Raw genomic sequence first — 25,386 nt, forward strand, 5'->3', positions numbered from 1 at the left:
GTCGTCGGACGGCGCCGTCGCGGACGGCGCCGCCGTCCGAAAACGCGGCGCTGTCCGAAACACCTGGCGTCCCACAATGCCGCGAGAACCCACGATGTCGCGAGAAGGAAGGGTCGGCGTCATCCTCGACGCATTGGCCGATTCGGCGGCTTCGTCGCCGCCAGGGCTTCGTCGCCCGTGCACGATGCCGTCACCCACCGGAACGGTGCCCGCGGCGGTGCAGGCATCAACCGGCGCGGGCTCCCCCCGGCACCATGTCGCCCGGCGGTTCCGTGGGCCCGCGGACCTCGTTGTCCACCGGCTTGGGAACCGCCGCGCCGTGCGTCGCCCGGGTGGGCCCGGAAGGCTGCCCTGATCCGTTCGGATCTGATCCGTTTGGACCATCTGCCGAGTCGGACCGAGGCTCCACCAGCTGTACCCGGGCTTCTCACCGCGCCGCGATGCAATCGACGATATCGCTTCGCGCTGTCTCGGGAGTGGTTCGGGTGCGGGGCGTGATGTGGAACGCACCTTGCCCGTTGCCGTCCAGGAAACATCGCGCTCGATTTAGTGCGCTTGATGTGACCTCGGAGCCGCGATGTTAACCGAATATTTCGGCGTGCCGTTGCATGTTTCTTCCCCGTGACCTGCTTCTCGGGGTGTTCGATGGTTCGAAAGGCGGTCCCAACGGACCGTCCGTCCCGGCGCGACGGGACCGCCGACGGGCGGTGGTACCGCCGCGCGACGGCGCGGAGGCGGTGCGTCCCGCGGCGGTGCGGAGTCGGCACCGCGGTGCGGGTCCGGCCCGGTGGTGCCGCCGGTCCCGCGCGTGGGAGACGCGGGAGAGCCGCTCCGGGCCGAGGCGCCGGCTGATCGCGGCAGCCCGCGGGCGGGCTGGTGGAGGGCCCGGATCAACCGTTCGTCGGCTCCCGCGTGCACGCCGGTAGGCTGGGTCACATGGCCGTCGACCTCTCCGAGGAGATCAAGAATCTCGACGCGACGCTGACAGGTATCGCGACCGTGCTCGATGTCGAGGGTCTGCGTCGCCGCGCTCAGGCGCTGGAGCAGGAGGCGGCCGACCCGGACCTGTGGAGCGACCAGGATCGCGCCCAGGCGGTGACGAGGCGGCTGTCCGCCGTGAAGGGTGACATCGGCCGGGTGGAGGGCCTGCGCCGCAGGCTCGACGACCTCATCGCCGCCCTCGACCTCGGCGACGACGACCTGCTCACCGAGGCGGCCGCCGACCTCCCCGCGCTGGCGCGTGACATCTCCACGCTCGAGGTCCGCACCCTGCTCTCCGGCGAGTACGACGAGCGTGACGCGATCGTCCAGCTCTCGGCTGGCGCGGGCGGGGTGGACGCGGCCGACTGGACCGCCATGCTGCTGCGGATGTACCTGCGCTGGGCCGAGCGGCACGGGTACGCCACCGAGGTCTTCGACACCTCCGAGGCGGAGGAGGCCGGTCTGAAGTCGGCCACCTTCCAGGTCAAGTGCCCCTACGCCTACGGAACGCTGCGCAGCGAGCACGGTGTGCACCGGCTGGTGCGCATCTCGCCCTTCGACAACCAGAACCGGCGCCAGACGTCGTTCGCCGGCGTCGAGGTGACTCCCGCCGTCGAGGTCTCCGACCACGTGGACATCGACGAGAAGGAGCTCCGGATCGACATCTTCCGGTCCTCCGGACCGGGTGGCCAGGGCGTCAACACYACCGACTCCGCCGTGCGGATCACGCACCTGCCCACCAACATCGTCGTGACCTGCCAGAACGAGCGCAGCCAGCTGCAGAACAAGGCCGCCGCGATGATGGTCCTGCAGGCCAAGCTGCTCGAGCGGCGCCGCGCCGAGGAGGCCGCGGAGAAGCAGCGCCTCACCGGCGGCCCGCAGGATGTCTCCTTCGGTTCACAGATCCGGAACTACGTGCTCCACCCGTACCAGATGGTCAAGGATCTGCGGACCGAGGTCGAGACGTCGAACACGAACGCCGTTCTCGACGGGGATATCGACGACTTCATCGACGGTGAGATCAGGTGGCGCAGGGCCACCGAAAAGCAGGGCTGACTGGTCTTTTCCGTGGCTTCCGGCCATGATTCGATAATCCCACCGGTCGTTATCGGTCGGAAAGCTGCGGACTTTTCCCGGCCAATCCCGTTCACTGGCGTGAACAGATCGGTCACCGCACGGGAAGCGGATCTTTGGCCGGCCACGTTTGCGTACCGGACCATTACCCTCCACCCTGTCGAGGTGGACATCGAGGGATTGGCTCTCCGGCCCTGCGCGTGTAGAGTGACGCTCCGTTTGGCGTCATCGCTCGACGTGGTTCCCTCGGACCGGTCGGTAGGCGCGGGATGGGGGCATCACGTGGATTCGCGGTTCTGCCGCTCGTGGCACACCCGGTCGAAGTACTGTCGTTCCACGTACTGCCGACTGAGCTTCTTCGACGATACGGCGGGTGGAATGTCCGAACTCACGGTAGTCGCTTCGGGGCGTGACAACCGATGACCGGGATGTCGACGGCCACGGCGGCTTCGCCGGACGGAACGTGGCCCACAAGCTCCCCGGGCGACGGCTCGCCGTCGGCGCCGTGCCGGTCCGCGCTCCCCGTGCTGATGTACCACAGCATCGGTGACTCGGTGAGCGCCGACTTCCGCAGGTGGGAGGTGCCCGCGGGGGTCTTCGCCGAGCAGCTCGGCAGCCTCGTGGAGCACGGCTACACCGTCACCAGCCTGTCCGACGCGCTGGCGAACCCGCGGGAGCGCCAGGTCGCGGTGACCTTCGACGACGGCTTCGAGGATTTCGTCACCAGGGCGCTGCCCGTTCTCGCCGAGTTCGGCGCGGCGGCGACCCTGTACGTACCGACGGCCTACGTCGGTCAGCGGGCGCGCTGGCTGGAGGCGTACGCCGAGCGTGAGTTGGCCCTGCTCGACTGGCCCGCGCTGGCCGCGCTGGCCGACCGGGGGATCGAGATCGGCGCCCACGGCCACCGGCACGTGGAGCTGGACGTCGTGCCGCCCGCGATCGCGCGTTACGACGTCACGGCGAGCATGCGCACGATCGCGGAGGAGACCGGTCACCGTCCGGACAGTTTCTGCTATCCGTTCGGTTACCATTCACCCGGTGTCCGACAAATCGTCGAAAGTGCCGGATTCGGTTCGGCGTGCGAGGTCGGATACAGAATCCATCGCCGGAGCCGTTCGCGTTTCCAGGTCAGCCGCCTGATCGTCGGCCGGTCAGTCGGCGCGGCCGACATTCTGCGGCTCGTGACGGAGGGGCATCGCGACGCGGCTCTCGCCGCGCGGCGCAGGCTCCGGGCCGGATGGCGTGCCTACCGTTCGATCCGGTGGCGCCTGGGTGTGGAAACTGCGTGAGCGCGGGCCGCCCAGAACGACGGTCATCGTCTGCTGTCATCTTGTCGAGCGATGGGACCTGCTGATCCGGGCGCTTGATTCGCTCGCGGCTCAGGAACACCGTCCCGATCAGATCGTCGTCGTCGACGGCGATGACGATCTGTACGACCGAATCATCGCGCGAGGCGGGCCGGAGTTGTCACACCCGCTGCCGGTGCGGCGACCGGTCGCCGCCGAGGTCGGCCAGGACGCACACTGACCACACGGCCTCCGCGGCCGGGCCACCGCGCCCGGTCCGCAACGTGACGCGGCGCGACGCCCGGTGGGGCAACGCGGCGCGGGGCGACACGAGGTGGGACGACGCGAGGTGGGGAGTGGGCGTGGACGCACAAGCGGGATGGGTAGCGCTTGTCGGAGGCGGGCCGGGCCGGGGTGATCTGATCACGCTGCGCGGCCTGCGCCTGCTGCGGCGCGCCGACGTGGTCGTCGTCGACCGCCTCGCCCCCCGTGAGCTGCTGGACGAGCTACGGCCGGACGTCGAGATCGTCGACGCCGGCAAGGCACCGCACGGCCACAACCTCACCCAGGACGAGATCAACGCCCTCATCGTGGAACGGGCGCTGCGTGGCCTCGGGGTCGTCCGTCTCAAGGGCGGCGACCCGTTCGTCTTCGGCCGGGGCGGTGAGGAGGCGCTGGCCTGCACCGCCGCCGGCGTGCCGTGCGAGGTGGTGCCCGGGGTGACCAGCGCGGTAGCCGTGCCCGCGATGGCCGGGATTCCGGTCACCCACCGCGGCATCACCCAGGACGTGGCGATCGTCAGCGGCCACCTCGACCCGTCCCACCCCGGTTCGACGGCGGACTGGGACGCGCTCGCGACCGGTCCCGGCACCGTGGTAGTGCTCATGGGGGTCGCGGCGCTGCCCCGGATCAGCGCTGAGCTGATCAAGCGCGGGCGGTCACCGCAGACCCCGACCGCGGTGATCCACGCCGGCGGCACGGAACACGAACGGCTGGTGACCGGCCCGCTGGGCGAGATCACCCGGCTGGCGCTGGCGGCGGACGTCTCCTCGCCGGCCGTGATCGTCATCGGCGAGGTCGTCGCCCTGCGCGACCAGCTCGCCGTGGGTCGCATCCCGGATCGCGCGGACGACGGCCCTGCCCGGGACGACGGCCCCGGTCAGGTGGGGTGAGCAGGGCTCACTCGAACCGGATCTCGGTCAGGCGGGCGGCCTCCTCGCGGCTGATCCCGCGCGCGAACGTCCAGCCCTCCCGGGCCAGCGACCCGTCCTGCAGGGCGGCGCGCATCCGGGCCCACGACCGTTCGTGCCGCCGGAACGACCGGTGGGGGACGACCCGTCCGCGTGCGTGTTGCCCGGCCAGCGCCGCGGCCGGCGAGGTCTCCAGGAAGACCAGGTAGGCGGGACGGTGGCGCAGCCGTGCCAGGGCGGCCACCGTGCGCCGGGCCCACGTCCGGGTGCCGCACTCGTGGATCACCAGGTTGCGGCGCGGACCGGCCGTCCAGGCCGCGATCCGCCAGTAGTGGACGGTGTGCACGACCGGTCGGTAGAGCGCGTACGGGAGATGCCCGAGCCGCCGGGCCAGCGCGGCCCGCACCTGCGCGGAATCCAGCACGAGCGGGTCGCCCGCCCGCCCGCCCGCCGGCCCGGCACCGCGGCCGGGGGCGGGGGCGGGGGCACCGTGGTACAGCCGTTGGATCAGTGTGCTCTTGCCCGCGCCCGGGATGCCCGCGACGACCAGGACGCCGCCGGCTGGAACGACCATCGACCATCCGGTGCCCGGGTCGTGATCGGATGCCGCGCTGGCGACGCGCTCGCTCATCTCAGCGACACGATCCGGTCGTCGCCGGTGGCGGGCCTGCCACGGCCGTCGGTGTTGGACGTCGTCAGCCACAGCCCGCCGTCGGGCGCCGTCACGATCGTGCGGAGCCGCCCGAGCTCGCCGGCGAGCAGCGCCTTCGGCTCGCCGGTGACCCGGCCGTCGGCGAGCTCCACCACCCACAGCCGCTCCCCGCGCAGCGCGGCGACGTGGAGGATGTCGTCCCGGATCGCGATCCCGCTCGGGGACGCCTCCGCGGTGGTCCAGGTGACCTGCGGGTTCGTGTAGCGGCCGCCGTCGGTGTCACCGGTTCCCTCGACCACCGGCCAGCCGTAGTTCGCGCCCGGGGTGATCAGGTTGATCTCGTCGAAGGTGTTCTGGCCGAACTCCGATGCCCACAGCCGGCCGCCGGCATCCCAGGCGAGGCCCTGCACGTTGCGGTGCCCGAGGCTGTAGACCAGCGAGGACGGCGTCGGATTGCCGGCGGGCACCGCGCCCTCCGGCGTCATCCGCAGGATCTTCCCGTTCAGGCTGGACGGGTCCTGCGCGGCGCCCGGGTTCCCGGCATCGCCGACGGCCGCGTAGAGGAGGCCGTCCGGCCCGAAGGCGATTCGCCCGCCGTTGTGGTTCGGCGCGGCGCGCAGACCGGTGAGCACGTCCTCGACGGCGCCGGTGCGGGCGCCGTCGAGGCGGAAGCGCGCGATGCGGTTGTCCGATGCCGAGGTGTAGTAGGCGTAGACGAGGCCGTCCGTCTCGTGGTGTGGGGAGATCGCGAGGCCCAGCAGACCGCTTTCGCTACGGTGCGTCACGGGCAGTGTGAGGATGTCCACCGGGGTGCCGCCGCCCGCGGGCACCAGCAGGACGCGACCGCTGTCGCGCTCCCCGACCAGGGCCCGCCCGTCGGGCAGGAACGCCAGGCCCCACGGCGCCGCTAAACCGGTGACCACCGGTGACGGTTCCCCGAGCCCGCCCGCGCCGCCCGCGGACGCGGCCGGGGGAGCCGCAGCCGAGGCTCCACCGGCGGGCCCGGTCGCGGACGGCTCCGGTTCCCCCGGGCCGCCCGCACCCACCGGCCCGTCCGTGCCCGCGGAACCGCAGCCCACCAGCAGAGCGAGCACGGCGACGACCGCCGCGAGCAGCCGTGGGGCACCGGACGGAACGCGCATGATGCTCCTGACGGCGGTATTGGCCTGACAGCGGTATCGGCGGGCGGGCTCTACACCTGAAACGGTCACCAGCCGCCGAGCGTGCCCGCCCGGCCCCGTGTGCCACATCGAGCGACCGGACCACCGCTACGGACGGCGACGTCCCAGGGCAGGCCGACCGCTACCGCCGAGCGGGCTCAGACGCGGTAGCCGGCCAGGAGCATCAGCGCGAGCAGCACCGTGAGCAGGGCGATCAGCAGCTGTGGCGAGACGGTGAACGAGGAGTGGTGCAGGGACTCGCGGGCGGCGCGGCACGCCGGGCAGCGCCCCTCGGCGACTGGAGCGGCACACCTCGMGCAGACCAGGTCATCGCAGCACATGCCGTCCTCCTTCGGCCCGGTCCGGCAACCGACGGCCCAGCGCACGCTGGTCCGTCACCGGCTGGACGCGATACGACTCCACGGTACGCCCGGCTGATGCGCTGCGCCGCCGTAAGCCACCGGGCGGGACGGGCCACCACGGACGCGCGCGCCCCGAGGTGCGGGACCTGGCCCATCCGACTACGTATCGTGATGGGTCTGCTGCGCTGAGGATGGGGAGGTCCTGATGATCCGGTTGGCCTCCGTGACCAAGCGCTACGCCACCGGGAGCCGACCTGCCCTCTCGGACGTCACCCTCGAGATCGGCGTGGGGGAGTTCGTGTTCCTGGTGGGCCCCTCCGGCTCCGGTAAGTCGACCCTGCTGCGGCTGCTGCTGCGCGAGGAACGGGCGACCGCGGGCCTGGTCGAGGTCGCCGGGCGGGACGTCGCGCGTATCCCCGACCGCAGGGTCCCCCAGCTGCGGCGGACCGTCGGCTGCGTCTTCCAGGACTTCCGGCTCCTGCCGGACCGGACGGTCGCCGGGAACGTCGCCTTCGCGCTCGACGTCGTCGGCCGGCCTCGGCATGTGGTCCGAACCGTTGTCCCCGAGGTGCTCGAGCTGGTCGGCCTCGCCGGCAAGGAGAAACGCTTCCCGGACGAGCTGTCCGGCGGCGAGCAGCAGCGGGTCGCCATCGCCCGGGCGTTCGTCGGCCGCCCGCGGGTCCTGCTCGCCGACGAGCCGACCGGCAACCTCGATCCGGCCACCGGCTCCGAGATCATGGAGCTGCTGGAGGACGTCAACCAGGCCGGCACGACCGTGCTCATGGCCACGCACAACGCCGGCCTGGTCGACGCGATGCGCCGCCGGGTCCTGGAGCTCGACGCCGGCACGCTCGTCCGCGACGAGCGCCGCGGCGGCTACGACGCGGGGCCGGTCACCATCCCCGACCAGCGGACCGAGCCCGTCCGCCCGGCCGGTGGGGCGGCGGGCTGATGCGGCCCGGCCCGCTCCTGGCGGCGCTGGCCACCAGCCTGCGCCGCAACCTCGCGATGACCTGCGCGGTGGTCGTGACCGTGACGATCTGCCTGGCCCTGCTCGGCGCCGGCCTGCTGCTGCGCGCTCAGGCACGCACCGTCGACCGGTTCCTGCTCGACCAGATCGAGGTGGTCGTGGATCTGCGGGACGGCCTCACCGACGCCAACCGTTCCGCGCTGCGCGCCGAGCTCGCCGCCGACCCGTTGGTAACGAAGGTCACCTACGAGACCAAGAAGGACGTCTACGAGCGGTTCCGCCGTGACTTCCGGAGCTCCCCGGACGTCGTGGCCGGGATCGGTCCCGACGACCTCCCGGCCTCCTTCCGGCTGACCCTGGTCGATCCCCGGGATGCCGAAGAGATCGTCTATGCGTACACTGGCCGGGACGGCGTCGAGGCCGTTCGGGATCAACGTGCCCTCCTCGGGCCGCTCTACCGCTTTCTCGACGCGTTCACCCTGGGGGCCTTCGCCCTGGCGGCGGCGCAGGCCGTGGCCTCGTTCACGCTGATCTACACGATGATCCGGATCTCCGCCCACGCGCGCCGGAAGGAGACCGCGATCATGCGGCTCGTCGGCGCGACCAACGCCACGATCCGGGCGCCGTTCGTGCTGGAGAGCGCCCTCGCCGGCCTGCTCGGCGGGCTGCTCGCGGCAGCCGTCCTGGTGCTGGCCAAGATATATCTGGTGGACGGACGATTCGCCCATCAGACAATGTTCCCTCTGTTCGGATGGGACGCGGTGTGGACGGCGGTCGCGGTGGTGCTCGCCGTCGGGGTGGCCGCCGCGGCGGGGATGGCCTCCGTCGCGCTGCGCCGGCACCTGCGGGTGTGACGGCGTCCCACGACACGGCGCCCCACAATGGGACGACGGACGGGAACGTTACGGACGGGAAGCAGGGCTGAGGAGCAGTGCCGAAGGAGACCGGGCGCAAGTTGATCGCGCAGAACAAGCGCGCCCGCCACGACTACGAGATCCTCGACACCTACGAGGCCGGACTGGTCCTCATGGGTACCGAGGTCAAGGCGCTGCGCGCCGGCCGCGCCTCGCTGGTGGACGGGTTCGCGCAGATCGCCGACGGTGAGATCTGGCTGCACAACGTGCACATCCCGGAGTACACCGAGGGCACGTGGACGAACCACGCCCCGCGGCGGCGGCGCAAACTGCTGCTGCACCGCGCCGAGATCGAGAAGCTGATCGGCAAGACCCGTGAGGGCGGCCTCACCGTCGTCCCCCTCTCGCTCTACTTCAAGGACGGGCGGGCGAAGGTCGAAATCGCGTTGGCCCGCGGCCGCAAGAACTACGACAAGCGCCACGCCCTCGCCGAGCGGGACGCGGCGCGTGAGATGAGCCGGATCATGGGCCGGCAGGCGAAGGGCCGTGTCTGACCGACCCGCGGCGCCGGACCATGACGGCGAACAGACGGCCCGTCCGCTCGCCACCTTCGACGCGCTGCTGACCCCCACGGGAGCGGAGCTGCTCGCCGCGGCGGCCGCGGCGCATGCCGACGGCACGGAGCTGCGCGCCGGCTCCCGGCTGCGCGCCGCCGGCCATCCCCCCGACCTCGTCGCCGCCGCGTTCGCCCAGGCCGAGCTGCGGGCCCGGGCCGCGGCGAAGTTCAGCCAGGCCGAGCGGATGTTCTTCACCCGTGATGGGCTGGAGCAGGCCTCGTCCGAACGGGCGGCGGCGCACCGGGCGGCGAGGTTCGCCGGCCTGGGCCGCCTCGCCGACCTGTGCACCGGCATCGGCGGTGACCTCCTCGCCCTGGCGGCCGAGCACCCGGTCCTCGCCGTCGACCGCGACCCACTGCACCTGCGGATGGCCGTCCACAACGCGCACGCGCTCCGGGACGGCGGGTGGGAGGGTGGGTCCGGTGGGGTCGAGGCCCTTGCGGCGGACGTCCGGGATGTCGGCCTGACGGGTGTCGACGGCGTCTTCGTCGATCCCGCGCGGCGGGGCGGCGAGCGGCGGATGTCCGCCGGCGCCGGTGAGCCCCCGCTGGCCTGGTGCTTCGGGCTGACCGAGCGGGTCGAGGCCGTCGCGGTCAAGGCGGCTCCGGGGCTCCCGGTGGAGCTCGTCCCGCCAGGCTGGGAGATCGAGTTCGTCGCGGACAGACGTGGCCTCAAGGAGTCCGTGCTGTTCTCGCCCGCGCTCGCGACGGCGTCCCGGCGGGCGACGGTGCTGCTCGGCCCGGGTGACCGGTCGGTGCCCGGGACCACCGGGCCACGGGTGGTGACGCTGACCGGTGAGCCGGACCCCGTCGGTGACGACCGCGACCACGGCCGCCCGGGTGGCGGTCACAGCGGCGGTGGCGGGCCCGTCCCGCTCCCGGTCCGGCCGCCGGGGGAGTACCTCTTCGACCCCAATCCCGCCGTCACCCGCGCCGGGCTGGTCGGCACGCTCGGCCGCCTGGTCGGCGGGTGGCAGATCGACCCGAGGATCGCGTTTCTCGGCGCTGACCGGCCGCTGGCGACCCCGTTCGCGCGGACGCTGCGGGTCGAGGCCGAGATGGCCTTCGACGTGCGCCGGGTGGCGGCGGCCGTGCGCGAGGCCGGCATCGGCGCACTCGACGTGCGCCGGCGCGGACTCGCCGGGGATGTGGACGCCATCCGGCGGCGGCTGATGCCGGCCCGGCGGTACCTGGTCCCGGGGGGCCGCACCATGACGGTGGTGATGACCCGGGTGCGGGACGAGCCGTGGGCTCTTCTGTGTACCGACGTCACGCAGGCCGCTCGGGCGGATCAAGCCGATCGGGCTGATGCGGCGGATCGGGCTGATGCGGCGGATCGGGCCGGGCGGGCGGATCCGCCGGATCTGGCGGACCGGACGGCTGGGGCCCGGGGCGGTCCGGCCAGGGACTGAACGCGGAGCCGGCGGTGGCGAGCGCGAGGTTGAGCGCCACCAGCGTCAGCCCGGCGTACAGCGGCAGCAGCGGCGCCACGCGCAGGAAACCCAGCGCGCCGGCGCCGGCGCTCGCGAACATCACCACGGGCCCGGCCAGCTGCCGGGGCCCACCCGACCCCCGGCCCCCACCCAGCCGGGTCTGGACGGCGGCGGTCACCGCTCCCAGCCAGAGCCGGGGGCGCCGGCCGAGCCGGGTACCGACCCGTCCGCCGGCCAGCGCCCCGAAAACAAAGCAGCCAAGCGAGGTCAACGACAGGATTCCGGGAGATCCCGGTGGCCCCGGCCAGCGAGAAGCCGAGGACGACGACGTTGCCCGTCATGTTGGCCACGAAGACCTCGCCGAGCCCCAGGAAGGTCAACGAGTCCACCAGACCGGTCAGCGAGGTCATCGCGAGGAGGAGGACGACCGTCCGTCGCTCGGAGCCCGTCGCGCGCTCGCCTGCGGGGGGCACCCGGCCAGTGTCCTGAACCCGCGCCGGGCCCGGGCCGTGACGCGCGGTGACCGCCGGCGCCCGGGCCGCTCAGAGGCGGAGCGGACGGATGGGCGCCGCGATCAGGGCGGGGTTGCCGCGCCAGTCGACCCCGGGCACGTCGATGTACAGCTCGATCTCGTTCCCGTCCGGGTCGGAGATGTAGAGGCTGTGGGTGACCGTGTGGTCCGACGCGCCGACGAGCCGCACACCGGCCCGCTCGATGCGCTCCAGCGCCTCCCGAAGCTCGTCGTCGCTGTCGCCGACCTTCAGCCCGAAATGGTAGAGCCCGACGCGCCGACCGGGCGGCAGCGCGGCCGCGTCCGCCCCGACCTCGATCAGCAGCAGCTCATGGTGCGTGCGGCCCGAGGAGAACGCCGCCGCGGGGATGCCCAGACCGGCCGGCCCGCCAACCTCGGGGAAGACCTGCCGCCAGCCGAGGACGTCCCGGTAGAAGGCGACGGAGCGCTCGAGTTCGCGCACGTACAGCACGAGGTGTCCCAGTTCCTTGATCTCCATTGCGTTCCCCCTGATCACATTGCCTCTGTCTTGAACGTTCAACTATATGGACGGCTGGTCTGTTCCGTCCTCCCGCCGCCCGTTCGCTGCCCGTTCCGGTCGGCCGTCGGTGGTGGTGCGCTCGCCCGGCCCGCGGGCGAGCGGCGGTGCCGCCCGCGGGCCGCCGCGCCGAGCCGTAATCGGGTGGTCGAGCCGCGGCGCCGTGTGGGAACATGTGGTCGGCGGTCGACGTTGGACCGTCTGGGCACGCTGGCGAGTCGTCGGCGGGTCCGGCTGGCACAGAACAGCACGCATGCACCAACACGGCACATACCAGGGGGTGACCGGCTTCGACTCCGGACGTCGAGGCAGGGGAAGCGGGCCGAGGATGAGCGGTTATCTCGTTAACGATCCGTTCAGAACACAGCTGCCACTAAGACGCAGCCTRCTAGCTCCACTTTCGCCCTCGCGGCCTGAGTAGAGACCAACTAGCCGTCAGCCTGGGAGTTCCTCCGGCCCAGGATCTGGCGTCAACAGGAGGATCACCGTCCCACCCGGTCGCGGGGTAGGTCGGGAAATCTAACAGCGACTGAGCCTGCGCCGGCTTGCCTGCGGGACCGGCGGGGCTGAGAAAAAACAAGCAGGCTGCGCCCGGAGAAGCCCTGTGTCGGGGCCGGAGGACGCGGGTTCGATTCCCGCCACCTCCACCGACGCCGAGAGGGGCCGTCCACCTTGGACGGCCCCTCTACCAGTGGAAACGCCAACCGCCTCCGCGATCCCGCCACCTTCGCCAGCGCTGGTGCGGACATGGTGCGGACGAACCGTTTTGCGAGGGATGGCCGCGGCGACCGTCTCCGCCGCCGCCTGTCCGGTCGACCGCAGCAGATGCGCGTAGGTGTTCCCCGTCATCGACGTCGAAGAGTGACCGAGGATCTTCGAGACGGTCGTGATGTCGATGCCCTCACCGAGCATGATCGACGCCGAGCCGTGGCGGAGGTCGTGCAGCCGCTTGGGGGAGAGCAGTCGCTCGCCGATCTCGTCTCCTACCTCCAGGTCGAAAGGCAGAGGCTCGGCCAGGCGCAGTACCGACCGGGCGCCCTGAACCATGACGCCGAGCACAGTCACCTGTCCGAGAAACGGGCAGCACCTCTGCAGCTTGCGTCTTCTGGTCGTAGGACCACGGTTCTGGTCGTTTTTTCTGGTCGTTGTTCAGCCGCCAGCTTTGAGTATCTCGTAGAGAACGGTCCAGTTCTCGGTGCCGCGGCCGGCGCTGACGGCCTGGTCGTAGTGCGCCTTGACGGCTTTGGGTAGCCGTGTGTCGATGCCCGCCTTCTCGCTCGTCCACACGATGTGGTCTGCTGTGGCGCCCATCATCCGCGCTGTGCTGAGGTCGCCGGGGTGTTCGCCGGCCTCCAGGCGCCGGGCGAGGTCCCACCCGTCTCCGATCATCGCCGGGATAGCGGTGAGGATGTTCAGCGCGCCGGGCAGGAAGTCGGCGGCCGGGACACCGGCGGCGGTGACGAGCGCGGTCGCGTGGAGCAGGCTCGACAGGGCGGTGAGGAAGACGTCGAGGTGCGCCTGGTAGAAGAGCTGGGCCAGGCCTGGGTCCTCCCCGAGGTACCTGGGCTCGCCGATCAGTCCGAGCATCGGTTCGTGGACGTCGAACACCGCGCGCGGCCCGCTGTAGAACACATACGCCCCGGAGCCGCCCACAGCGGGCGCGGGCACCATCACGCCTCCGGTCACGAAGGTCGCCCCGTGTCTGGCTGCCCATGCCGCCGCGTCCCGGGAGGCGTCGGGCGTATCCGAGCTGAGATTGACCAGGACCTTGCCGTCAAGAACACCGGAGGGCCCCGAACTCTCGGCGACCGGGCCGAGGATGTCGTACATCGCCCGGTAGTCGGTGAGGCTGAGGATGGTCAGCTCACTGGCGGCGACCGCGGCCGTCGGGGTGGGTGCGAGCGTGGCGCCGCCGGCGACGAGGTCGTCGGCGCGCCGCGCGGTGCGGTTCCACACCGTCACCGGATGGCCGGACCGCAGCAGGGACGCGGCCATCGCTCGGCCCATCGGCCCATCGGGCCAAGGCCGATGACCGTCACAGGAGACAGGCCGTCCTCGCCGCTCATCGGGACTTCCTGAGCTCTTCGAAGATGCGGGCGGTGCCCTGCCGACCGTAGCCGGCAGCGATCTGCCGGCGAACGATGTCGTGGACGGGCCGCAGCACGTCGACATGGACGCCCGCTTCGAGGCTGGCCGTCACCAGTGAGGCCAGTGCGGCTTCGGTGAACTCAAGGCTCTGCTGGTCCGCCCCGGCGTAGTCCTCGGCGTCCACTGTGGCGGCGAGACCGGCCAGCTGGCCGGTCATGGCGGCGAGGAAAGGTGTCTGCCGTCGGGCGAACTCGGCAGCCGACACCCCTTCGGCACCGACCATCGCCGCGCCGTGCAGAAAGCCGGCGAACATCGTGTACATCCCGACGAGCATCGCCATGTCGCGGAGCGAGGCCATACCGCGGTCGGTCCCGAAGTAGTCGCTCTGCCCCCACAGATCGAGCAGTTCCCGGTTCTCTTCGAAGGCGGCCTCGGCACCGCTGTAGAAGATCACCGCATCCGGACGGCCGATCATCTCAGGTACGGCCATGATCGTGCCGTCCAGGTAGGTGATGCTGTGCTCCGTCGCCCAGGCCGCGAGCTCGCGGGCCTGGTTCGGTGTTGTTGTCGTCAGATTGATAACGGTGCGCCCGGTCAGGCTGGCGGCGACCGGATCGATCACGGCGTGCACCGACTGATGGTCGAGCAGGCACAGGATGATCAGTCCATCGCCGGTGATCGCCTCGTCGACGGTCTTGGCGATGGTGGCGCCGCGCTCGCCGAGTGCTCCTGCTCTGCCCGGGGTGCGGTTCCACACCACGGAGGGTCGGCCGGCGTCGAGAGCCGCGGCGGCGAGYGCGCTGCCCATCGCGCCCAGGCCCAGGAAGGTCGTACGGGTCGTCATCAAATCGTCCCTTGCTCCGCTCGGTGGTCTGACTGGCGCGCTGTCCCGACCCTCCCCGCTAACCTTTCCCACCGGCAAGTACCTACTATTTTGTTCAATACTTACCCGGAAGTTAGTGTCCAGCTGGGGCGAGGTGGAGGGTCTGATGGTGACGAGCACGCGGCGCGGTCCCTACGTCTGCGGCATCGATGCCGGCATGGACGTGGTGTCAGGGAAGTGGAAGTCGCTGATCCTCTGGGAGCTGAACAACCACGGAATCCGGCGGTTCGGAGAGCTGCGGCGCGGCCTTCCTGGCGTCAGCGAGAAAATGCTCATCCAGCACCTGCGCGAGATGGAGGAGGACGGCCTGGTCCACCGCGAGATGTATCGCGAGGTGCCTCCCCGGGTCGAGTACTCCCTCACCGAGCACGGCACATCGCTCAACGAGGCCCTCCGTCCGCTGGGTGAGTGGGGGACGCGACGTCGCGAGCGCCTCGCCGCCGAGGACGCGCTCACATCCACGTCACCAGCCGCGCCTCGCCAAGCGTCACCCACCATGCCGGTGCACCCGGGTCAGGCGATCGTGTGATCCGTCGGTCACGGGCTTGACCTTGACATGGTGATAGGGCTTCCACTGGGTACCGGAGGTGGTCCTGATCAACACGACAAGCGGAATCCCGCTGAACACCCGCGTGGCCAGTGCTCTGGGCGCCAAAAACTCGTCGGTCCGGCTTCAGGCGGCCCTGGAGGTCGGCTCGAACCCCGACCCCGGCCTCCTGGAGACGCTCGTCGAGCGGTGCGCGGTCGAGCCGGACTTCTTCGTGCGAGACATGCTGTCCTGGGCGCTGACCCGCTTCTCGCCGCGGATCACCCTGCCCCGGATCCGCCAGGAACTCGACTCCGAGCGTGCTCAGGCCCGCAGTCAGGCGTTGCACACGCTCGGCAAGATCGGCGACAAGGGTGCGTGGGCCTGGATCACGCGCGACATGCTGCGCGACGCCGACGACGAGGTCGCGCGGACCGCGTGGCGCGTCGCGGTCGCCCTCGTGCCCGAGGGCGAGAAGAAGGCCCTGGCCGACGAACTGGTTGTGCAGCTCGGCCGCGGCGACCGCAGTGTGCAGCTGAGCCTGAGCCGGGCACTCGTCGACCTCGGCGACGTGATCGAGCCCGCCCTGGAGAAGGCCGCGGCGAATCCCGACCCGGCTGTGGCCGCGCATGCCCGTGCCACCGAGTTGCTCCTGCGGGACCCGGAGACCGGTTTCAACGTGGCCATCGATGAGGCGAGGCGGGTCATCGCACTCGGCCCGGAACGAGCCGCTGCCGCTGCTGCCGCTGCCGCCGCGGCCGCGGCGGGAGTCGCCGAGCCTTCGGAGGTTGCCGAGCCTTCGAATGCTGCCTGCGTCGCGGCGATCGGCGAGCCCACGGAGACGACCGAATCGACGGGGGCTGTGGATGCCGTGGAGGCCGTGGATTGCTGATCGGCGACGTGTCCCGCCACTCGGGGGTGAGCACCCGGATGCTTCGGTACTACGACGCCCTCGGCCTGGTGCGACCGACCGGTCGCACCCTCGGCGGCTACCGCGAGTACTCCGCCGAGGACGTCCGGAGGATCTTCCACGTGGAGAGCCTGCGGTCCCTCGGGCTCTCGCTCAAGCAGATCGGGCGTGCGCTGGAGGATCCGGCCTTCACACCGTCCGCCCTGGTCAGCGATCTCATCCGGTGGACCGAAGACCGTTTGGAGCGGGAACAGGAGCTGCTCGAGCGGCTCCGCGCGATCGACGCGTCGGCGCCCACCGGCTGGCAGGACGTCCTGCGCATTGTCGAGCTCATCCAGGGGCTCGACTCGACCAGCGCTGCGCGCAGGCAGCAGTCCGTACTGGCCCGACCGGAGGGCGTGTCCGTTCCCGCCGAACTGCTGGTCAAGGCGGTCCTGGCCGAATCCGACCCCAACGTCGCGGGCGCTCTGCGCTGGGCGCTCGCCCGATCGGGCGCCGACGGCGTGGCAGCGCTGGCCGCCGGCGTGCACTCGGAGGATGTCGGCATCCGGCAGCGCGCGGTGCGGGCGATCGCCGAGATCTCCGAGGCCCCGGATGCGACCGCTGCGCTTGCGGACGCGCTCGGGGATCCGGACACAACGGTGCGCAGGCACGCCGCGCTGGCGCTGGGCAGGCGCGGCGGGACCGCGGCCGTGCCGGTACTCGTCGGCATGGTGGTCGAGGGCGTCAACGACGTCGACGCGGCGGAGGTCCTGGGAACGCTGTCCCTGGACCCCGGCTGCGCGGACCGGATCATCAGCGCGCTGGTAGACGAACTCGCCGCGCACGCTGCGGACTCCGCGGTGCGGATACGCCTGGCCCAGGCGCTGGTCGAGCTGCCGGGGACCGCCGCGCGGGAGGTCCTGCGCCAACTGACCCACGACGGCGACCGCACTGTCGCCCTCGTCGCCTCGGTCTTCGTCGAAGCTGTCGAAGAACGGTCCCCTGAAGGCCGAGGCGACGAGGATTCCTGAAAGCGCGCGACCGAGGTGTGGACCGGAATGCCCAGAACCCGTCTGGCAGGTCGCCAACCGTGGTCCGGCGGGTTGCCGCAGACACCGCACCGCCGGTCGGCAGCGCAATGCCCGGCGCGGGTCAGGCGTTCTCGGTGGTGGGGTGGCCGCCGGGGCCGTTCCAGTCGACGAGCTGGACGATGATGCCGTTGGGATCGCGGACCTGGAAGGCACGCTCTCCCCATTCCTCGACCGTCAGTGGCATCGTGATGGCCACGCCTTCGCCCTGAAGTCGGGCGAGTTCACCCTCCAGGTCGTCCACCACGAACGCGAGGATCAGCCCTGTCGCGTGGTCGTCGCGCTGGTCGGCGGGCAGGGTCGGCAGCCCGCGACGCAGGTAGACGACGTTCATGCCGGCGTCATCGCGGCCGAGGGAGGCGAAGCCGTCGGCCGCCATCAGTTCCGTGAAGCCGAAGTGCCTGGCGAGGAAGGCCGCCGAAGCGGCGACGTCGTCGACGTTCAGCGACACCGCGAACGAACTGATCTTCATGGGGGATCCTCCGAGACCTGGTGCGAATAACTCTGTACGCAGTACATAATACATAGTACAAAGTTTCGCGGACGATGATGGCTACGTGACGGCTGAACGATCGGGCGCCGGTGATCCGGCCCGCACGCTGGCTCTGCTGTGGGGAGAGGCGTCGACGGCATCCCGCCGGSGGCCGAGCCGGGCGCTGGACCTCGCCGCCGTGGTCAGGACCGCCACCGATCTTGCCGACCAGGAGGGCCTCGCCGCGGTGACGATGCGGGCTGTCGCCCGTGCCTTGGGCGTGGTCCCCATGACGCTCTACACCTACGTGCCGGGCAAGGAAGAGCTGCTGGACCTGATGCTCGACGCGGCCTACGCTCGGATGTGGCGTACGGACACCGCCGGCGCGCCGTGGCGGGAGCGGCTCACCGCCGTCGCCGACGAGAACCGCGCCCTGTTCGCCGCGCATCCCTGGGCGGCCGAGGTCTCCACCCTGCGCCCTCCCTTGGGACCGGGCCTCATGGCCAAGTACGAGCATGAACTGTCCGCCTTCGACGCCCTCGGCCTCTCCGACACCGAAATGGACGACTGCCTGACCTACCTGCTGTCCTTCGTCCAGGCCAACGCCCGTGCGGCCCACGAAGCGACCGGCGCGGCGGCTGGCCCCGACGGTGACGACACGCGGTGGTGGGCGCGGGTCGGCCCCCTCCTGGCCCGCGTGCTGGACGAGCAGCGCTATCCGCTCGCCAGCCGAGTCGGCACGGCCGCAGGCCAGGCACGCGGCAGCGCCCACGATCCCGACCACGCCTACCACTTCGGCCTTGCCCGCCTTCTCGACGGCCTGGCCCCCCTCATCGAACGCTGCTGACACACCGGACCAGGCCGGCCTCGCTCGGAATTACGAGGTTTGCCGTAGTGGCCGGTGATGAGGGGTTCGGCGCTGACCGGACGGCCCCCGCTGGTCCGCCGTACAGGGTGAGGTGGCGTGCGCCGAGGAGGGCGATGGCGGAGAGGTCGACGGCGGGTGCGACGAGGATCGMGATGTAGGTGGGGACTCCGAGGTGGATGTCGAGTGTGGTGACGTTGCGGAGGCCGAGGAGGAACGTCAGGCCGACCACGATCACGGTGGCGATGCGGATGGTGCCGTTCGGGCCCCGTTCAGACTTCCGCGGTGACGTCGCGCGGGCGCCACGGCCAGCTGGTGTCGATGACGGCGTCCGGCCGCCCGCCGCGGCGGCGCAGGTACGACTGGTAGTCCTCGGCCCAGCGGCGGTGCGCGTCAGCCTGCCAGCCCTGGAGCGCGGTCAGGCCCATCGCGGCCCAGTCGGGATGCATCCGCGGGAGACGCCAGGCGATCCTGGCCGTGGTCAGGCAGTCCGCGAGCGCGTCGTGGGCGCCGTCCTGGCGGACGCGGTAGTGGGTGGCGAGCGCGGTCAGCGTGCGCTTGCCGGGCCGGCGCGGATCAAGCTCACGGTCGATCACCATGGGGTCGAGGACGAGCATGTCAACCTCGGCGAGGCCGYGGCCGTGGTGGCGGCGCAGCTCGCGGTCGAGGAGCGTCAGGTCGAACGAGCTGTTCATGATGACGACGGGGATGCCGTCGCGCCACACGCCCTCCAGCGCCTGGCCGACCCGGCCGAGCACCTCGGCGGGATCACGACCCTCGCGGCGGGCACGCTCCGTGGTGATCCCGTGTATGCGCGCCGCCGCCTCCGGGACGTYGACGCCCGGATCGATGATCTGGCAGAGCTGGTTCAGCACCCCGGTCGGRCCGACTTTCAGGAGCGCGACCTGAACAGCCCGGTCGGTCTCCACGTCGGTTCCGGTCGTCTCGAAATCGAGCACGGCCATCGGGCGCTGCCACCACGCCATCGTCCGGTCGTCTCCTCGGAACAGCCCGGGGACGCCGTCACACCGGGGCCAGGGGGTGAACACCGTCATTCCACCGGACCGCGCGGGCCCGGAGCAGGGGATTGGTGGTTCCCTGGGCCTTCGCTGTCGCGGTGTTGTCGCCACCCCGGCCAGTCTGCCCGGAAGACGTCACTCTCACTCGGTCAGGAGCGGCCGGCCGGCCCGGGGTCGGTTCCGTCAGATCGTCACGGCGCCGGTGTCGGTGTCGGCGCCAGGGGGGACGCCGTGAGGGCGGCCGCGGCGGCAGCGGCCTCCTCCGCACCGAGCGAGGACCAGAAGTCCGCCCCCGGTGTGGCCTCGGCGTGTGTCCTGCGGCCGTCGTCCCAGGCCGCGTCGAAGGACAGCCGCCAGGAGTGCAGGAACGTCCGGGTCACCGGCGCACGGTCGAACAGCGGGTCGCCTTCGATGGGATGTCCGACCCAGGCCAGGTGGACCCGGATCTGGTGGCGCCGTCCGCTGATCGGGTACGCGGCGACCAGGGTGTGCTCCGCGCCCTCCCACACCCGGGCGATGCGGGTGACGGACGGGTAGGACCGGACGTTCGGGAACGTCCGGGCGGCGGGCACCGTCCAGCTCGCGGGGCCGCGGGCGCCGCTGCCGGCCGGGCCGTCGGAGCCGGGGGCGCCGTCGGAGCCGGGCGTGCCGGCGGGGCCGTCCGGGGTGGGTGTTCCGGCGGGGCCGGGCCAGGCGACGATGTCGGCCCGGTTGGCAGCGATCCGCACCCGGTTCTTGCGCCCGACGCTCAGCGGGAGGTCGATCGTGGCCAGCGCCGGCAACCCGCGGGTGCGGGTCAGTGCCAGATAGGTCTTCTCCACCGTGCGCCGGTTGAACTGCCGGGTCAGGTCGCCGTGGAAGCGCAGCTCCTTCGCGAACAGGACGACGCCGGAGGTGACCTTGTCGATGCGGTGCGCGGGGAACAGCTCCTCACCCGCGTCCCGTGCCATGGACACCAGGTCGGTGTCGTGGCGCTCGCCCATGACCGAGACGCCCACCGGCTTGTCGAGTGCGAGCACCGCCTCGTCCTCGAAGATCTTCCGGCTCTCCCGGATCGTTGTCCACTCCGTCACGAGACCGCCCGCCCCCACAGTGCCGATGCTCACAATTCAAGTATTCGCCACACGGAGAGCCGGCGGACGGGATCCTCCCGAGGTAGGCGGTCCGCTCTGCCCGACGCGGGCGTCCTGTCGATGTTTCCAGGCGGCCCTGGGAGCCTGGCTCCGGTGCCGATCGCCGGGCCGGATCGGCGCCGCGGCCGGCTACCCGGCCGGCCGTGCGCAACCCGACGTCGGAAATCTTCCTTGTTTCGTGTAATAAGCCCAGTACCAGCTACTTCGCCCGTAGCAGAAGGGACCATCATGACTGCCGGCCCCCGTCAGCCTGACCGCACGTCATCCGCAGCCGGCTCGACGTTCATGCCCGGGAAGACCGCCGCGGTGCCCCGCCAGCCGTCGGCCGTGTCCGGGGGAGGCGAGGCCCGTGCCCGAACCGGGGCTCCCGCCGAGGTGGGGACACGCGCGGGGAGCGCTGAGAGCGCGCGCGGCGCCGAAAGCGCGCGCCGTGCCGAGGACGGCCCGGGCGGCAGGCCCGTGGAAGTGGCGGCCGGGCCCGGTGAGGTCACGGGGAGCACACACGCGCCGGCCGCCGGCAACGGGATCCTGGGCGGTGCGCCGCCGATGGCGCGGCCACGGGCCGCCGCCGGGGCGCTCTTCTTCGACGAGGAGGGCCGGGTCCTGCTGGTTGAGCCGTCCTACAAGCCGGGGTGGGACATCCCCGGCGGCTTCATCGAACCCGGCGAGTCGCCGTACGCGGCGTGCGTCCGCGAGGTCGAGGAGGAGATCGGCATCGTCCCGCCGATCGGACCGCTGCTGGCGGTCGACTGGGCCTCCGACGAGATCGCCGGAGACATGCTGCTGTTCGTGTTCGACGGCGGACTGCTGCCGGAGCCGTGGCGGGAGCGGATCCGGGTGGACATGGACGAGATCATCAACTGCGCCTTCACCCCGATCTCCGAGGTCGATGACGTCCTGCCCGTCATGCACGCCCGGCGGGTCCGGGCCGCCGCCGAGCGGCGCGGGCAGGGCGACGGCGCCGGCTATCTCGAGCGCGGGTACCTGGTGCCGTCCGATCCGGCGCTCGCCGCGGACGGCTCCGGGGAGTAGCCGCATCCGCGGCGACGGTCCCTCCGCGTGTGGAGATGCCGGCCGGGCCGCGGGGGGCGATGATGCCGGCACGGGACGGCGTTCGCCACGCGTGGCTGACGGTTGTCAAGCTGGCCCCCAGGGCACCGGGCCAGCTCGCGGACGGTCGGCAGGCGGCCGCCTGCACCCGGCCAGCGCGGCTGACAGGGGTGACGCATGTCCAGGACGATCCGAGCGGCGCTTGTCCAGGCGCGGTGGACGGGCGACCGGGAAACGATGGTCAAGGCTCACGAGGAGCACGCGCGGTCGGCCGCCGCGCTGGGCGCACAGGTCATCTGCTTCCAGGAGCTCTTCTACGGGCCCTATTTCTGCCAGGTTCAGGACGCCGCCTTCTACTCCTACGCGGAGTCGGTGCCGGGGCCGATCGTCGACCGGTTCGCTGCGCTCGCCGCCGAGCTCGGGATAGTGATGATTCTGCCGGTCTACGAGCAGGAGCAACCCGGGATCCTCTACAACACGGCGGCGGTCGTGGACGCCGACGGCTCCTTTCTCGGCAAGTACCGCAAGACCCACATCCCGCACGTGACCGGATTCTGGGAGAAGTTCTACTTCCGGCCCGGGAACCTCGGATATCCGGTCTTCGACACGGCGGTCGGCCGGATCGGGGTCTACATCTGTTACGACCGTCATTTTCCGGAGGGCTGGCGCGCGCTCGGCCTGAACGGGGCCGAGCTGGTGTTCAACCCGTCCGCCACCTCCCGCGGCCTGTCGAACTACCTGTGGAAGCTCGAGCAGCCCGCGGCCGCGGTCGCCAACGAGTACTACGTCGGCGCGGTGAACCGGGTGGGTGTCGAGGACCTGGGCGACGACGACTTCTACGGAACCTCCTACTTCGTCGACCCCGAGGGGACGTTCGTCGACGGCACCGCGGACGCACACGAACCGGAGCTGCTGGTCCGGGACCTGGACATGAGCCTGTTGACCACGGTGCGCGACCGGTGGGCGTTCTATCGTGACCGACGGCCGGACACCTACGGCGACCTCACCGCGCCGTGACCGGTCGCGTGCCGTCCCGACCCGGGTCGGCAGCCAGGTGGGAAGCAGGTCCGGTGAAGGGGCAGACGACGTGAGGACGCTGATCACCGGCGGGACGCTGGTCGGCCCGCTGGGCGCGACGCCCACCGAGATCCTGGTCGACGGCGAGACCGTCACGGCTCTGTTCGTGCCCGGCAGCCTGCCAGAAGACCTGCGCGGCAGCCTGCGCGACGGCCCCGACTCCTCGGTCGACCGGGTCATCGACGCCACCGGGAAGTACGTGATCCCGGGCGGCGTCGACGTCCACACGCACATGGAGCTGCCCTTCGGCGGCACCTCGGCGTCCGACACCTTCGCCACCGGGACGGCCGCCGCGGCCTGGGGTGGCACCACGACGATCATCGACTTCGCGGTGCAGCGCACCGGCGAGGTGGTCGAGGAGTCGCTGGCCGCCTGGCACGCGAAGGCCGAAGGTCAGTGCGCCATCGACTACGGCTTCCACATGATTATCGGCGGTGTCGACGACCAGGCGCTCAAGGCGATGGACTACCTCGTCGCCAACGAGGGCATTTCCAGCTTCAAGCTCTTCATGGCGTACCCCGGAGTGTTCTACAGCGACGACGGCCAGATCCTGCGGGCTATGCAACGGGCGGCCGAATCCGGCGCGATGGTCATGATGCACGCGGAGAACGGCATCGCGATCGACGTCCTCGCCGCCCAGGCGCTCGCCCGCGGCGGGACGGGCCCTGTTCACCACGGTTACACCCGTCCACCCGAGCTGGAAGGGGAGGCGACGAACCGGGCGGCGGTGCTGGCCCGGGTCGCCGGAAACTGCCCGCTCTACTTCGTGCACATGTCGGCGTCCGAGGCGCTGGCGGTCGTTTCGGCGGCCCGCGGCGCCGGCCACAACGTGTTCGCCGAGACCTGCCCGCAGTACCTGTACCTCAGCCTCGAGGAACATCTCGGGGCCCCCGGCTTCGAAGGCGCGAAATACGTCGCCTCGCCACCATTGCGGACGAACACGGCCAGCCATCACGACGACCTGTGGCGCGGTCTGCGTACCGACGACCTCGCCGTGGTCTCCACCGACCACTGCCCGTTCTGCTTCCGGGACCAGAAGGAGCTCGGCCGCGGCGACTTCACCAGGATCCCGAACGGGATCGGCACCGTCGAGCACCGCATCGACCTCGTCTACCAGGGAGTCGCCAGCGGGCGACTCTCCCTGCCACGCTGGGTGGAGACCTGCGCGACCACCCCGGCGCGGATGTTCGGCCTCTACCCCCGCAAGGGCGTCGTCGCCCCCGGCTCGGACGCCGACATCGTCATCTACGACCCGGCGGCCAGCACGACCATCTCCGCGTCGACGCACCACATGAACCTCGACTACTCCGCGTGGGAGGGCTTCCAGGTCGCGGGAAAGGTCGACACCGTCCTCTCCCGCGGCACGGTCGTCGTCGCCGGCGGGGAGTTCCACGGGCGGGCCGGGCACGGGCGCTACCTGCGCCGCGGCCTGTCCCAGTACCTGCGATGAGCGTGACGGTGGCGGGCGTGCCTGCGATGAGAACGCCGGTGGCGGGCGTGTCGGTGGCGAGTCGGAAGGCAGGTCCCTGATGGATGTCGGAGTGGTGCTGCAGACCAACCCGCCCGCGTCCCGGGTGGTCGAACTCGCCCGGCAGGCCGAGACGCTCGGCTTCAGCCACGTGTGGACCTTCGACTCCCACCTGCTGTGGGAGGAGCCGTTCGTCATCTACAGCCAGATCCTCGCGGCCACCCGCAAGGTCAAGGTCGGCCCGATGGTCACCAACCCGGCGACCCGCGACTGGACGGTCACCGCCTCCCTGTTCGCGACCCTCAACGAGATGTTCGGCAACCGCACGATCTGCGGGATCGGCCGCGGCGACAGCGCCGTCCGGGTCCTCAACGGCCGGCCGACGACACTGGCCACCCTGCGCGAGTGCGTCGCCGTCGTCCGCGCCCTCGCCAACGGGCGGGAGGCGGAGGTGAACGGCGCGAAGCTGCGCTTCCCGTGGGGCACCGACAGCCGGCTGGACGTCTGGATCGCCGCCTACGGCCCGAAAGCGCTGGCGCTGGCCGGCGAGATCGGCGACGGGTTCATCCTGCAACTCGCCGACCCCGACATCGCCGCATGGACCATCCGGGTGGTGCGCGAGGCCGCCGAGAAGGCCGGCCGCGACCCGGCGTCGGTGCGGTTCTGCGTCGCCGCGCCCGCCTACGTCGGCGACGCCGACCCACTGTCCCTCGCCCACCAGCGCGACCAGTGCCGCTGGTTCGGCGGGATGGTCGGCAACCACGTCGCCGACCTCGTCGCCCGCTACGGCACCCCGGCCGCGGCCGGCCCTGTTCCGGCAGGCGGCACGGCGCTGCCGTCAGCCCTGACGAGTTACATCACCGGCCGCCACGGCTACGACTACAACGAGCACGGTCGCGCCGGGAACACCCACACCGACTTCGTCCCCGACGAGGTCATCGACCGGTTCTGCCTGCTCGGCCCGCCCGCGGCGCACATCGAGCGGCTCACCGAGCTCGCCGGCCTCGGCGTCGACCAGTTCGCGGTCTACCTCCAGCACGACGCCAAGCACGCCACCCTGGAGGCCTACGGCGAGACCGTCATCCCGGCGATCAACGACGCCGTCCAGGCGAAGGCGCGATGACCGAGGCCCCGTCCGCGGTGACCGAGACCCTGCCGACCTGCCGTGCCGACACCCGGCCGGCCGCAACGGTGGCGA

At 71.4% G+C, this 25,386-nt stretch carries 25 protein-coding genes, 1 other RNA gene and 3 pseudogenes; 17 read left to right on the forward strand and 12 right to left on the reverse strand.

The features are described from left to right. Positions 1–936 precede the first annotated feature (936 nt). On the forward strand, positions 937–2,037 hold the full coding sequence (prfB, locus tag BBK14_RS06905) for a peptide chain release factor 2 (RefSeq protein WP_071060442.1): 1,101 nt from the start codon (positions 937–939) through the stop codon (positions 2,035–2,037). Between the two features lie 406 nt (positions 2,038–2,443). On the opposite strand, the gene BBK14_RS39700 is transcribed toward prfB, so the two are convergent. Next, complete coding sequence (locus BBK14_RS39700) at positions 2,444–2,599, reverse strand: hypothetical protein (protein WP_241831266.1); 156 nt, start codon at positions 2,597–2,599, stop codon at positions 2,444–2,446. Positions 2,600–2,609: 10 nt separating this feature from the next. Between BBK14_RS39700 and BBK14_RS06910 the strand changes: the two genes are divergently transcribed. From BBK14_RS06910 to cobA, 3 genes are all read left to right on the forward strand, one after another. After that, positions 2,610–3,344 (forward strand): polysaccharide deacetylase family protein, encoded by a 735-nt coding sequence (locus BBK14_RS06910; protein WP_373693963.1) that lies wholly within the window; start codon positions 2,610–2,612, stop codon positions 3,342–3,344. Beyond that, complete coding sequence (locus BBK14_RS06915; RefSeq protein ID WP_071060354.1) at positions 3,328–3,582, forward strand: glycosyltransferase family 2 protein; 255 nt, start codon at positions 3,328–3,330, stop codon at positions 3,580–3,582. Before BBK14_RS06910 ends, BBK14_RS06915 begins: the two co-directional genes overlap by 17 nt. Positions 3,583–3,697: 115 nt before the next feature. Further along, the gene (gene cobA, locus BBK14_RS06920) at positions 3,698–4,513 is read left to right on the forward strand and encodes a uroporphyrinogen-III C-methyltransferase (protein ID WP_071060355.1); all 816 of its coding nucleotides are present in this window, start codon (positions 3,698–3,700) and stop codon (positions 4,511–4,513) included. A 7-nt stretch (positions 4,514–4,520) separates the two neighbouring features. On the opposite strand, the gene BBK14_RS06925 is transcribed toward cobA, so the two are convergent. The 3 genes from BBK14_RS06925 to BBK14_RS06935 form a co-directional block, all read right to left on the reverse strand. Beyond that, on the reverse strand, positions 4,521–5,162 hold the full coding sequence (locus BBK14_RS06925; protein WP_071060356.1) for an AAA family ATPase: 642 nt from the start codon (positions 5,160–5,162) through the stop codon (positions 4,521–4,523). Then, complete coding sequence (locus BBK14_RS06930; RefSeq protein WP_083390778.1) at positions 5,159–6,325, reverse strand: PQQ-dependent sugar dehydrogenase; 1,167 nt, start codon at positions 6,323–6,325, stop codon at positions 5,159–5,161. Before BBK14_RS06930 ends, BBK14_RS06925 begins: the two co-directional genes overlap by 4 nt. 176 nt (positions 6,326–6,501) lie before the next feature. After that, entirely contained in the window at positions 6,502–6,684 is a 183-nt protein-coding gene (locus tag BBK14_RS06935) for a hypothetical protein (protein WP_071060446.1), read from the reverse strand. A gap of 226 nt (positions 6,685–6,910) precedes the next feature. Here BBK14_RS06935 and ftsE point away from each other — a divergent pair, with 226 nt between their 5' ends. The 4 genes from ftsE to BBK14_RS06955 all read left to right on the forward strand — a co-directional run bounded on the left by ftsE (position 6,911) and on the right by BBK14_RS06955 (position 10,557). Then, positions 6,911–7,657, forward strand: coding sequence for a cell division ATP-binding protein FtsE (gene ftsE / locus BBK14_RS06940; protein WP_020463239.1), 747 nt, complete (start codon positions 6,911–6,913; stop codon positions 7,655–7,657). Then, positions 7,657–8,529, forward strand: coding sequence for a permease-like cell division protein FtsX (ftsX, locus tag BBK14_RS06945; protein WP_071060357.1), 873 nt, complete (start codon positions 7,657–7,659; stop codon positions 8,527–8,529). The genes ftsE and ftsX overlap by 1 nt, the downstream gene beginning before the upstream one ends. Before the next feature lie 77 nt (positions 8,530–8,606). Then, positions 8,607–9,083: an SsrA-binding protein SmpB gene (smpB, locus tag BBK14_RS06950; RefSeq protein ID WP_071060358.1), complete on the forward strand. Its 477-nt coding sequence runs from the start codon at positions 8,607–8,609 to the stop codon at positions 9,081–9,083. Continuing rightward, positions 9,076–10,557: a THUMP-like domain-containing protein gene (locus tag BBK14_RS06955; RefSeq protein WP_071060359.1), complete on the forward strand. Its 1,482-nt coding sequence runs from the start codon at positions 9,076–9,078 to the stop codon at positions 10,555–10,557. Before smpB ends, BBK14_RS06955 begins: the two co-directional genes overlap by 8 nt. A gap of 326 nt (positions 10,558–10,883) precedes the next feature. Here BBK14_RS06955 and BBK14_RS39705 read toward each other — a convergent pair. Beyond that, a pseudogene (locus BBK14_RS39705) lies at positions 10,884–10,988 on the reverse strand (DUF1275 family protein); the annotation flags it as partial. A 132-nt stretch (positions 10,989–11,120) separates the two neighbouring features. Continuing rightward, complete coding sequence (locus BBK14_RS06965; protein WP_071060361.1) at positions 11,121–11,588, reverse strand: VOC family protein; 468 nt, start codon at positions 11,586–11,588, stop codon at positions 11,121–11,123. Positions 11,589–11,903: 315 nt separating this feature from the next. On the opposite strand from BBK14_RS06965, the gene ssrA reads away from it, so the two are divergent. Continuing rightward, positions 11,904–12,277: a transfer-messenger RNA gene (gene ssrA / locus BBK14_RS06970) on the forward strand. 229 nt (positions 12,278–12,506) lie between these two features. Here the strand turns inward: ssrA and BBK14_RS41615 are convergent. From BBK14_RS41615 to BBK14_RS06980, 3 genes and pseudogenes are all read right to left on the reverse strand, one after another. Next, positions 12,507–12,674, reverse strand: a pseudogene (locus tag BBK14_RS41615) (recombinase XerD); the annotation flags it as partial. A 102-nt stretch (positions 12,675–12,776) separates the two neighbouring features. Then, positions 12,777–13,693: pseudogene (locus tag BBK14_RS06975) on the reverse strand (NAD(P)-dependent oxidoreductase). Beyond that, the gene (locus BBK14_RS06980; protein WP_241831246.1) at positions 13,690–14,718 is read right to left on the reverse strand and encodes an NAD(P)-dependent oxidoreductase; all 1,029 of its coding nucleotides are present in this window, start codon (positions 14,716–14,718) and stop codon (positions 13,690–13,692) included. Before BBK14_RS06980 ends, BBK14_RS06975 begins: the two are co-directional and overlap by 4 nt. On the opposite strand from BBK14_RS06980, the gene BBK14_RS06985 reads away from it, so the two are divergent. The 3 genes from BBK14_RS06985 to BBK14_RS06995 are packed head-to-tail and all read left to right on the forward strand — an operon-like array spanning position 14,705 to position 17,047. Next, on the forward strand, positions 14,705–15,127 hold the full coding sequence (locus tag BBK14_RS06985) for a winged helix-turn-helix transcriptional regulator (RefSeq protein WP_071060448.1): 423 nt from the start codon (positions 14,705–14,707) through the stop codon (positions 15,125–15,127). The two genes, BBK14_RS06980 and BBK14_RS06985, sit on opposite strands and share 14 nt — an antisense overlap. A 58-nt stretch (positions 15,128–15,185) precedes the next feature. Continuing rightward, positions 15,186–16,016 (forward strand): HEAT repeat domain-containing protein, encoded by an 831-nt coding sequence (locus tag BBK14_RS06990; RefSeq protein WP_071060363.1) that lies wholly within the window; start codon positions 15,186–15,188, stop codon positions 16,014–16,016. Then, entirely contained in the window at positions 16,010–17,047 is a 1,038-nt protein-coding gene (locus BBK14_RS06995; protein WP_071060364.1) for a HEAT repeat domain-containing protein, read from the forward strand. The genes BBK14_RS06990 and BBK14_RS06995 overlap by 7 nt, the downstream gene beginning before the upstream one ends. 121 nt (positions 17,048–17,168) lie before the next feature. On the opposite strand, the gene BBK14_RS07000 is transcribed toward BBK14_RS06995, so the two are convergent. Continuing rightward, positions 17,169–17,576 carry a VOC family protein gene (locus tag BBK14_RS07000; protein WP_071060365.1) on the reverse strand — a complete coding sequence of 136 codons (408 nt, stop codon included), beginning with the start codon at positions 17,574–17,576 and terminating at the stop codon, positions 17,169–17,171. 85 nt (positions 17,577–17,661) lie between these two features. Between BBK14_RS07000 and BBK14_RS07005 the strand changes: the two genes are divergently transcribed. Further along, positions 17,662–18,423 (forward strand): TetR/AcrR family transcriptional regulator, encoded by a 762-nt coding sequence (locus tag BBK14_RS07005; RefSeq protein ID WP_071060366.1) that lies wholly within the window; start codon positions 17,662–17,664, stop codon positions 18,421–18,423. 290 nt (positions 18,424–18,713) lie between these two features. Here the strand turns inward: BBK14_RS07005 and BBK14_RS07015 are convergent, their stop codons facing one another. Further along, positions 18,714–19,427, reverse strand: a complete 714-nt coding sequence (locus BBK14_RS07015; protein ID WP_083390786.1) for a 3'-5' exonuclease — start codon at positions 19,425–19,427, stop codon at positions 18,714–18,716. Between the two features lie 224 nt (positions 19,428–19,651). After that, positions 19,652–20,533, reverse strand: coding sequence for a pseudouridine synthase (locus tag BBK14_RS07020; RefSeq protein ID WP_071060452.1), 882 nt, complete (start codon positions 20,531–20,533; stop codon positions 19,652–19,654). A 288-nt stretch (positions 20,534–20,821) separates the two neighbouring features. On the opposite strand from BBK14_RS07020, the gene BBK14_RS07025 reads away from it, so the two are divergent. From BBK14_RS07025 to BBK14_RS07040, 4 genes are all read left to right on the forward strand, one after another. After that, positions 20,822–21,625: an NUDIX domain-containing protein gene (locus tag BBK14_RS07025; RefSeq protein WP_235015086.1), complete on the forward strand. Its 804-nt coding sequence runs from the start codon at positions 20,822–20,824 to the stop codon at positions 21,623–21,625. 195 nt (positions 21,626–21,820) lie between these two features. After that, the gene (locus BBK14_RS07030) at positions 21,821–22,660 is read left to right on the forward strand and encodes a nitrilase-related carbon-nitrogen hydrolase (RefSeq protein WP_071060368.1); all 840 of its coding nucleotides are present in this window, start codon (positions 21,821–21,823) and stop codon (positions 22,658–22,660) included. Between the two features lie 70 nt (positions 22,661–22,730). Continuing rightward, positions 22,731–24,170 (forward strand): dihydropyrimidinase, encoded by a 1,440-nt coding sequence (gene hydA, locus BBK14_RS07035; RefSeq protein ID WP_071060456.1) that lies wholly within the window; start codon positions 22,731–22,733, stop codon positions 24,168–24,170. Between the two features lie 79 nt (positions 24,171–24,249). Continuing rightward, complete coding sequence (locus BBK14_RS07040; protein ID WP_071060369.1) at positions 24,250–25,311, forward strand: TIGR03842 family LLM class F420-dependent oxidoreductase; 1,062 nt, start codon at positions 24,250–24,252, stop codon at positions 25,309–25,311. The last annotated feature ends 75 nt before the right edge of the window (positions 25,312–25,386 follow it).

The sequence above is a fragment of the Parafrankia soli genome (assembly GCF_001854695.1).
GTDB classification, from domain to species: domain Bacteria; phylum Actinomycetota; class Actinomycetes; order Frankiales; family Frankiaceae; genus Parafrankia; species Parafrankia soli.